Origin of the sequence: Roseibium sp. MMSF_3412, from assembly GCF_030733265.1 — a bacterium.
Classification (GTDB): Bacteria; Pseudomonadota; Alphaproteobacteria; order Rhizobiales; family Stappiaceae; genus Roseibium.
Genome location: NZ_JASHJI010000001.1, coordinates 846,471 through 855,159 on the forward strand (window position 1 = coordinate 846,471; position 8,689 = coordinate 855,159).

Annotated in this window: 4 protein-coding genes; all 4 read left to right on the plus strand. The window is 61.9% G+C overall.

The features are described from left to right. Positions 1 to 21 precede the first annotated feature (21 nt). The 4 genes from RBB49_RS03825 (at position 22) to xsc (ending at position 8,599) form a co-directional block, all read left to right on the plus strand. Complete coding sequence (locus tag RBB49_RS03825) at positions 22 to 2,463, plus strand: FAD-dependent oxidoreductase (protein ID WP_306141331.1); 2,442 nt, start codon at positions 22 to 24, stop codon at positions 2,461 to 2,463. Positions 2,464 to 2,517: 54 nt separating this feature from the next. Continuing rightward, the gene (locus RBB49_RS03830; RefSeq protein WP_306141332.1) at positions 2,518 to 4,068 is read left to right on the plus strand and encodes a trimethylamine methyltransferase family protein; all 1,551 of its coding nucleotides are present in this window, start codon (positions 2,518 to 2,520) and stop codon (positions 4,066 to 4,068) included. Positions 4,069 to 4,108: 40 nt separating this feature from the next. Continuing rightward, positions 4,109 to 6,550: an FAD-dependent oxidoreductase gene (locus RBB49_RS03835; protein WP_306141333.1), complete on the plus strand. Its 2,442-nt coding sequence runs from the start codon at positions 4,109 to 4,111 to the stop codon at positions 6,548 to 6,550. 270 nt (positions 6,551 to 6,820) lie between these two features. Next, a complete protein-coding gene (xsc, locus tag RBB49_RS03840; protein ID WP_306141334.1) occupies positions 6,821 to 8,599 on the plus strand; it encodes a sulfoacetaldehyde acetyltransferase in 1,779 nt (592 codons plus the stop codon). Positions 8,600 to 8,689 lie beyond the last annotated feature (90 nt).

Consider the following 8,689-nt stretch of genomic DNA (forward strand, 5'->3'; position numbering starts at 1 on the left):
TTTCAAGAGGAAAGCTGAAGAATGTCAGTTCCCACTACAGCCCGTGTTGTCATCATCGGTGGCGGCGTCGTCGGAGTGTCCACCCTTTATCACCTGGCAAAGGCTGGCTGGTCCGACTGCGTGCTTCTGGAAAAAAACGAGCTCACCGCCGGGTCCACCTGGCACGCGGCAGGCAACTGCCCGACCTTCTCCGCCAGTTTCGGCATCATGAACATCCAGCGTTATTCGCTGGAGCTTTACCGGGGTCTGGCGGAAGAGGTCGACTATCCGCTCAATTATCATGTCAGCGGATCGCTCCGCCTCGCGCACACGCAAGAGCGGATGAGGGAATTCGAATATGTGGCAGGCATGGGCCGCCACATGGGCGTGGACATGGAAATGTGTACGCCGGAGCAGATGCAGGAGCGTTATCCGTTCATGGAGATCCATGATCTTGAAGGCGGCCTGTGGGACCCGCTCGACGGGGACATCGATCCGGCGCAGGTCACCCAGGCGCTTGCCAAGGGCGCCCGGTCGCACGGCGCCAAGATCCTGCGTTTCACCCCGGCAACCGGCGTCAGCCGCGAAAACGGCGAATGGATCGTGCACACGGAAAAGGGCGACATCCGCTGCGAATACGTTGTCAACGCCGCTGGCTATTATGCGGAACGCGTCGGCGAATGGTTCCTGCCCTTTGGCGGCCGGCCAGTGCCGCTTGCCGTCATGAGCCACCAGTATTTCCTGACCGAACCGGTGCCCGAGATTGCCGCGTGGAGCGAAAAGCACGGACGCAAGCTGCCCCTGCTCAGGGACGTGGACACCTCTTACTATCTCCGCCAGGAAACGACCGGCTTCAACCTCGGTCCCTATGAGCGCAACTGCCAGTCCGCCTGGACGCGGGCCGACGACCCGATGCCCGACGACTTCAGCTTCCAGCTCTATCCCGACGATCTGGACCGGCTGGAATGGTACATCGAGGATGCCATGGCGCGCGTGCCGCTGCTCGGAACGCAAGGTGTCAGCCGCAACATCAACGGCCCCATTCCCTATGCGCCGGACGGCCTTCCCATGATCGGCCCGATGCCGGGTGTCCCCAATGCCTTCGAGGCGCACACCTTCACCTTCGGCATCGCCCAGGGCGGCGGCGCAGGCAAGGTCGCGGCCGAATGGATCATGCACGGATGCACCGAATGGGACATGTGGGCTGTCGACCCGCGCCGCTACACCGACTACACGGACAAGCAGTACTGCATCGACAAGGCCATGGAAGTCTACGGCCACGAATATGCAATGCACTTCCCGCATCACAGCTGGCCTGCCGGCCGCGACCGCAAACTGTCTCCCAACCATGCGAAAATTGTCGAGCTGGGCGGACAGATGGGGGCGTTCAACGGCTGGGAGCGCGCCAACTGGTTCGCCAAGGACGGTGACGACACGTCCGAAGCGGCAACACAGACCTGGTCGCGGTCCGGCCCGTGGCAGCCGCGCGTCAAGGAAGAGTGCGAAGCCGTTCGCGATGGCGTCGGCGTGCTCGACCTGTGCGGCTTCTCCCGCTTCAGCCTGACCGGTGAAGGTGCAGCCGAGTGGCTGCGCGGAAAGATTGCCGGCGGACTGCCCAAGGCTGGCCGCATGAACCTCGGCTACTTCCCCGATCATCGCGGGCGCGTGCTCACCGAAATGTCGCTGATCCGGCACGGCGAAGACGACTTCACCCTGATCACGGCGGCCGTCGCACAATGGCATGATCGCGATCTTCTGAAATCGGACATGCCCGAGGGGCTGACACTCACGGACCGTACGACCGAGATGACGACCCTGATCGTGGCCGGACCGAAATCCCGCGAGCTGTTCCAGGGCCTGACGGACGCGGATCTGTCGCTCGGCTGGCTGACCCATCAACAGACGACCGTTGCGGGCAAGCCCGCCATGCTGGTGCGCGTGTCCTTCACCGGCGAACTCGGCTGGGAAGTTCATGCGGCCATGGAAGACATGCCCGCCATCTATGACGCGATCCTGGAAGCCGGCGCGAAACCGTTCGGCATGTTTGCGCTCAACGCACTGCGGATCGAGAAGGGTTACCGGACCTGGAAAGGTGATCTTTCAACCGACTATTCCATGTTCGAGAGCGGGCTTGGGCGTTTTGTCAAACTCGACAAGCCGCAGGATTTTCCAGGCAAGCAGCCGCTCATGATCGAGAAGCAACAAGGGTCTTCCAAGGGCTTCGTTACCCTTGTCGTGGACGCGGGCGACCATGATGCGCCGTATATGTCCAGCTTGCTGAAGGACGGTGAAATCGTCGGGGAAGTGACATCCTGCGACTGGGGCTACCGGGTCAACGCCTGCATTGCGCTCGGCGTGGTCCGGGCGGGACTGGACGCGCCCGGCACCGAGCTCGAACTTGAAGTCTACGGCCAGAAGCACAAGGCAGTCGTGCAGGCGGATCAGCCGCTGTGGGACCCTGAAAACGAGCGGCTTCGAGCCTGACGAAAACGGTGAAAACCAAGCGAAACCTGCCGGCATGATTTGGGAGGAGATTGCATGAGCGGAGCTGAAGTGAAACAACGCCGTCGCGCCGGGGGCCGTTCGGCCCGCACAGCGGCCCGTTCAAGGCCGCTGGACGAGGCAGTCCGGCCGGTCAGGCCGGGCATGCCCGGCGGGTTCTACCAGGTGCTGAAGGACACGGATGTCCAGCGCATTCATGAAGCTGCCCTTCAGGCGCTTGAAGTCATCGGCTTCGCGTCCGCGCCTCCATCGGGAAGAGCCATCCTGACGGGTGCCGGGGCGATCGAGGGTGAAGACGGACGCATCCGCTTTCCGCGCGCACTGGTCGAGGACATGCTGGCCAAGGCCGCGCGCGATATCACCCTGAAGGCGCGGGATCCGAAATTCGATCTGCACCTGTCGGGCAAGAACGTGCATTTCGGGACGGCCGGCGCCGCGGTGCATATCGTGGACCCCAAAACGGGGGACTACCGCAACCCGAACGTCCAGGACATGTACGACATTGCGCGCCTGGTGCAGCAGCTGGACAACGTTCACTTTTTCCAGCGCCCCGTTGTCTGCCGTGAATTCGAGTCGCCGCGCGATCTTGATGTGAACACGGTCTATGCCGCCTGCGCCGGGACAACGAAGCATATCGGCACTTCCTTCACGGAAGCCGCCAATGTAGCCCCGGCAATGGAGCTTCTGCACCTGATGGCCGGAGGGGAAGACGCCTGGCGCGAACGTCCCTTCGTTTCCAACAGCAACTGCTTCGTGGTCCCGCCGCTCACCTTCGCGGAAGAGAGCTGCGAAGTGATGGAAGCCTGCATTCACGCCGGCATGCCTGTCCTGCTTCTGTCCGCCGGTCAGGCCGGGGCAACCGCGCCCGCGCCGATTGCGACAGCGGTGGTTCAGGCGGTCGCCGAATGCCTTGCCGGGGTGGTCTATGTCAACGCGATCAAGCCAGGCCACACGGCGATGTTCGGGACATGGCCTTTCGTCAGCGACCTGCGCACCGGGGCCATGTCCGGCGGCAGCGGTGAACAGGCCTTGCTCAGTTCCGCCTGCGCGCAGATGCATCACTTCTACGGTCTTCCGGGCGGTGCTGCCGCGGGCATCGCCGACAGCAAGCTTCCCGACATGCAGGCCGGATGGGAACAGGGCATCAGCAACGTGATGGCGGGGCTGTCCGGCCTCAACATGGTCTACGAGGCCGTCGGCATGCACGCCTCCCTGCTGGGCTTCTGCAAGGAATCGCTGGTGCTCGGCAATGACATGCTCGGCCAGGTGCTGCGCTGCGTGCGCGGGATCGAGGTCAAGGACGAGTTCGTCGACATCGACGTCATCCGGTCCGTCGTCCTCGACGGCCCCGGCCACTACCTCGGTCACGATCAGACGCTGCAGCTGATGCAGAGCGAATACATCTATCCCGACCTTGCCGACCGTACGAGTCCGAAAGAATGGGAAGAGCGCGGCAGGCCGATGCTGCTCGACAGTGCCCAGGAGAAAATACACCAGATCCTGTCGGCGGATGGGCACACATTCGATGACGCCACCGACGCAGCCCTGCATGCCGCACAACCGCTGTCCGAACTCGTCAGACCCTGAAACCCGACATTTACGCGTAATCAAACGGAAAGAGTAAAAAGTGACACCTCCATCAAAAGCCCGCGTCGTTGTTATCGGTGGAGGCGTGGTCGGATGTTCCGTCGCCTATCACCTGACCAAGAAAGGCTGGACCGATGTCGTCCTGCTGGAGCGGAAGCAGCTGACATCCGGGACGACCTGGCATGCCGCAGGGCTGATCGCACAGCTGCGGGCGACGGAGAACATGACGCGCCTGGCCAAGTACAGCCAGGAGCTTTACGGCAGTCTGGAGGCGGAGACAGAGGTTGCCACCGGGTTCCGGCGGTGCGGGTCGATCACGGTGGCCCTGACGGAGGAGCGCAAGGAGGAGATCTTCCGCCAGGCCTCGATGGCACGCGCATTCGGTGTCAAGGTCGAGGAAATCTCGCCGGACGAAGTCAAATCGCGCTACGAGCATCTCAACACCGAGGATGTCGTGGCCGGGGTCTACCTGCCGCTGGATGGTCAGGGCGATCCCGCCAACATAGCGCTCGCGCTCGCAAAGGGCGCGCGCATGGGCGGCGCCAAGGTCATGGAGCGGGTGAAGGTGACCGGGCTGGTGAAATCCGGAAAGCGGGTCACCGGCGTGGAGTGGCAGACCGCCGACGGCACCGGCACGATCGAATGCGATCATGTGGTCAACTGTGCCGGCATGTGGGGCCATGAACTCGGCCGCATGGCCGGGGTCAATGTGCCGCTGCATGCATGCGAACACTTCTACATCGTCACCGAGAACGTGCCCGGTCTGACCCAGTTGCCCGTGCTGCGGGTCCCCGACGAGTGCGCCTACTACAAGGAAGACGCAGGCAAGATCCTGCTTGGAGCCTTTGAGCCCAATGCCAAGCCCTGGGGCATGAAGGGCATTCCGGACGACTTCGAGTTCGATCAGCTGCCGGAGGATTTCGATCACTTCGAACCAATCCTCGAAGCTGCCGTGAACCGGCTGCCGCTTCTGGCCGAAACCGGGATCCACACGTTCTTCAACGGTCCGGAAAGTTTCACACCGGACGATGCCTACCATCTCGGTCTTGCACCCGAACTCGACAATTTCTGGGTCGCCGCCGGGTTCAACTCCATCGGAATTCAGTCCGCCGGCGGGGCCGGTATGGCGCTCGCCGAATGGATGGACACGGGCGAAAAACCGTTTGACCTGGGCGACGTCGACATTTCGCGGATGCAGCCGTTCCAGGGCAACCGGCACTACCTGTTCGAGCGGTCGAAGGAAACGCTCGGTCTTCTCTACGCCGACCACTTCCCCTACCGCCAGAAGGCGACGGCAAGGGGCGTGCGCAGGACGCCGTTCCACGAACACCTGAAGGCAAACGGGGCGGTTTTCGGCGAGCTTGCCGGTTGGGAACGCGCCAACTGGTTTGCCGATGAAGGCCAGGAACGGGAGTACCAGTACAGCTGGAAGCGTCAGAACTGGTTTGAAAACGCGGCACGCGAACACAGGGCGGTCCGCGAGAATGTCGGTATCTACGACATGTCCTCCTTCGGCAAGATCCGGATCGAGGGTCCGGATGCCGAAGCCTTCCTGAACCATGTCGGCGGCGGCGACTATTCCGTTCCGGTCGGCAAGATCGTCTACACGCAATTGCTCAACGATCGCGGCGGTATCGAAGCCGACGTGACCATTACGCGCCTTTCGGAGACGGCCTATCTGATGGTGACGCCCGCGGCGACCCGACTGGCGGATGAGACCTGGCTCCGGCGTCATGCCGGCGAGCGCAGGGTCGTTATCACCGACGTCACCGCCGGAGAAGCCGTGCTGGCGGTCATGGGGCCGAACTCCAGGGCGCTGCTGCAACGGGTCTCGCCCAATGATTTCAGCAACGCGACAAATCCGTTCGGCACGGCACAGGAGATTGAAATCGGCCTGGGCCTCGCCCGCGTCCACCGGGTTACCTATGTCGGTGAACTCGGCTGGGAACTCTACATCTCGTCCGACATGGCAGGCCACGTTTTCGAGGTCCTGCATGAAGCGGGGCAGGATCTCGATGCAAAACTGTGCGGCATGCACATGATGGATTCATGCCGGATCGAAAAAGGGTTCCGGCATTTCGGTCACGACATCACCTGCGAGGATCATGTCCTGGAGGCGGGGCTCGGTTTTGCGGTCAAGCGGGACAAGCCGGATTTCATCGGCCGCGACGCCGTTCTGCGCAAGCGCGAGGCCGGGCTCGACAAGCGGCTCGTCCAGTTCCGCCTGACGGAGCCGGAACCGCTTCTCTATCACGCCGAGCCGATCCTCAGGAATGGCGACGTCGTCGGCTTTCTGAGCAGCGGTAACTACGGTCACACGCTGGGGGGCGCAGTGGGTCTGGGCTACGTGCCCTGCCCCGGCGAAACCGCCGAGCAGTTGCTCAGTTCCGCTTACGAGATCGAGGTTGCCGGAACCCGCGTGAAGGCAGAGGCGTCGCTCAAACCGCTCTACGACCCCAAATCGGAGCGGGTCAAGGTCTAGCTGCAACGGTCAAGCGCTTCTTTTTGCCTGACTTCTTGGTCCCGGAAAAAAGAAAAGATCGAGCAAAATTTAATTTTTTGAGACCTATTGTCTCAATTTTTTAAATCCGTTATCAATAAAACCGCATTGCGCGGGAGAGGCTTTGGCGCAATCTGGTCTTATTGTGTCTCACAAACTGGCCCTAAGTGAGCAGTAACAAGTCGAGTTAAATCGCGTCTCAACGCAGTATCTGCGAGACAGGTTTTTCTTGAATTCACGGGAGTATTCGACATGAAAATGACGACTGAAGAAGCATTCGTCAAAGTGCTTCAGGCGCACGGAATTGAGCACGCGTTTGGCATTATCGGCTCCGCATTCATGCCGATCTCCGACCTGTTCCCGGATGCCGGCATCAAATTCTGGGACTGTGCCCACGAGGGTTCCGGCGGCATGATGGCCGACGGCTACACCCGTTCCACCGGCAAGGTCAGCATGATGATCGCCCAGAACGGACCCGGGATCACCAACTTCGTCACCGCCGTCAAGACCGCCTACTGGAACCACACGCCGCTCCTACTGGTGACGCCGCAGGCCGCCAACAAGACGCTTGGGCAAGGCGGTTTCCAGGAAGTCGAGCAGATGGCCCTGTTCAAGGACATGGTCGCCTACCAGGAAGAAGTGCGCGATCCGACCCGTGTCGCCGAAGTGCTGAACCGGGTAATCCTGCAAGCCAAGCGCGCCAGCGCGCCGGCGCAGATCAACATGCCGCGCGATTTCTGGACCCAGGTCATCGACATCAACCTGCCCGCGATCGTTGAGTTCGAGCGCCCGTCCGGCGGCGAAAGCGCGATCCAGGAAGCCGCGGACCTTCTGAGCAGCGCCAAGTTCCCGGTGATCCTCAACGGTGCCGGCGTCGTGATCGGCGGTGCCATCGAGGCGTCCATGGATCTTGCCGAGCGGCTGGATGCGCCGGTGTGCTGCGGCTACCAGCACAATGATGCGTTCCCGGGGTCGCACCGCCTGTTCGCCGGCCCGCTCGGATACAACGGCTCGAAGGCCGGCATGGAACTGATTTCCAAGGCGGACGTCGTTCTGGCACTCGGCACACGGCTCAATCCGTTCTCCACCCTTCCGGGCTACGGCATCGACTACTGGCCGAAGGATGCCAAGATCATCCAGGTCGATATCAATCCCGACCGGATCGGACTGACCAAACCTGTCTCCGTCGGTGTGGTTGGAGATGCCAAGAAAGTAGCGGAAACGCTGCTTGAAAGGCTGTCGCCAAGTGCCGGCAACAGCGGCCGCGAGGACCGTGTTCACACGATCGCGCAGACGAAATCCCGCTGGGCACAGCAGCTTTCCTCCATGGATCACGAAGATGACGATCCGGGCACCAACTGGAACGAGCGCGCGCGTGCCGCCAAACCGGACTGGCTGAGCCCGCGCAAAGCATGGCGCGCCATCCAGGCTGCCCTTCCGAAAGAAGCCATCATCAGCTCCGACATTGGCAACAACTGCGCCATCGGCAACGCCTATCCCAGCTTCGAGACAGGCCGCAAGTACCTGGCGCCGGGTCTGTTCGGTCCCTGCGGCTACGGTCTGCCGGCGATCGTCGGCGCCAAGATCGGATGCCCCGACACGCCTGTCGTCGGATTTGCGGGCGACGGAGCGTTCGGGATCGCAGTCACGGAACTGACGGCAATCGGGCGCAAGGAATGGCCACCGATCACCATGGTGGTGTTCCGTAACTACCAGTGGGGCGCTGAAAAACGCAATTCGACCCTCTGGTACGACGACAACTTTGTCGGCACGGAACTCGACGAGGACGTGAGCTACGCCGAAATCGCGAAGGCATGTGGTCTCCAGGGCGTTCAGGCCCGGACCATGGATGAGCTGACACAGATGCTCGACAAGGCCATCGACGACCAGATGAAAAACGGCAAGACGACCCTGGTCGAGGTTCTGATCAACCAGGAACTCGGTGATCCTTTCCGTCGCGATGCGATGAAAAAGCCTGTTGCCGTTGCCGGGATCTCCGCGTCGGACATGCGTCCTCAGACGGGCGTTTAAGCACCGTCCCGATTTGCATCTGGCTTGAGGGGAAAACCGCTCAGCAAGACCATCGGCAAATCAATTGAACCGGTGCCGCCGCCTGATCCA

Coding starts and splice junctions, on each gene's coding strand:
- RBB49_RS03825 (WP_306141331.1), top strand. CDS start 22: ATGTCAGTTCCCACTACAGCCCGTGTTGTCATCATCGGTGGCGGCGTC.
- RBB49_RS03830 (WP_306141332.1), top strand. CDS start 2,518: ATGAGCGGAGCTGAAGTGAAACAACGCCGTCGCGCCGGGGGCCGTTCG.
- xsc (WP_306141334.1), top strand. CDS start 6,821: ATGAAAATGACGACTGAAGAAGCATTCGTCAAAGTGCTTCAGGCGCAC.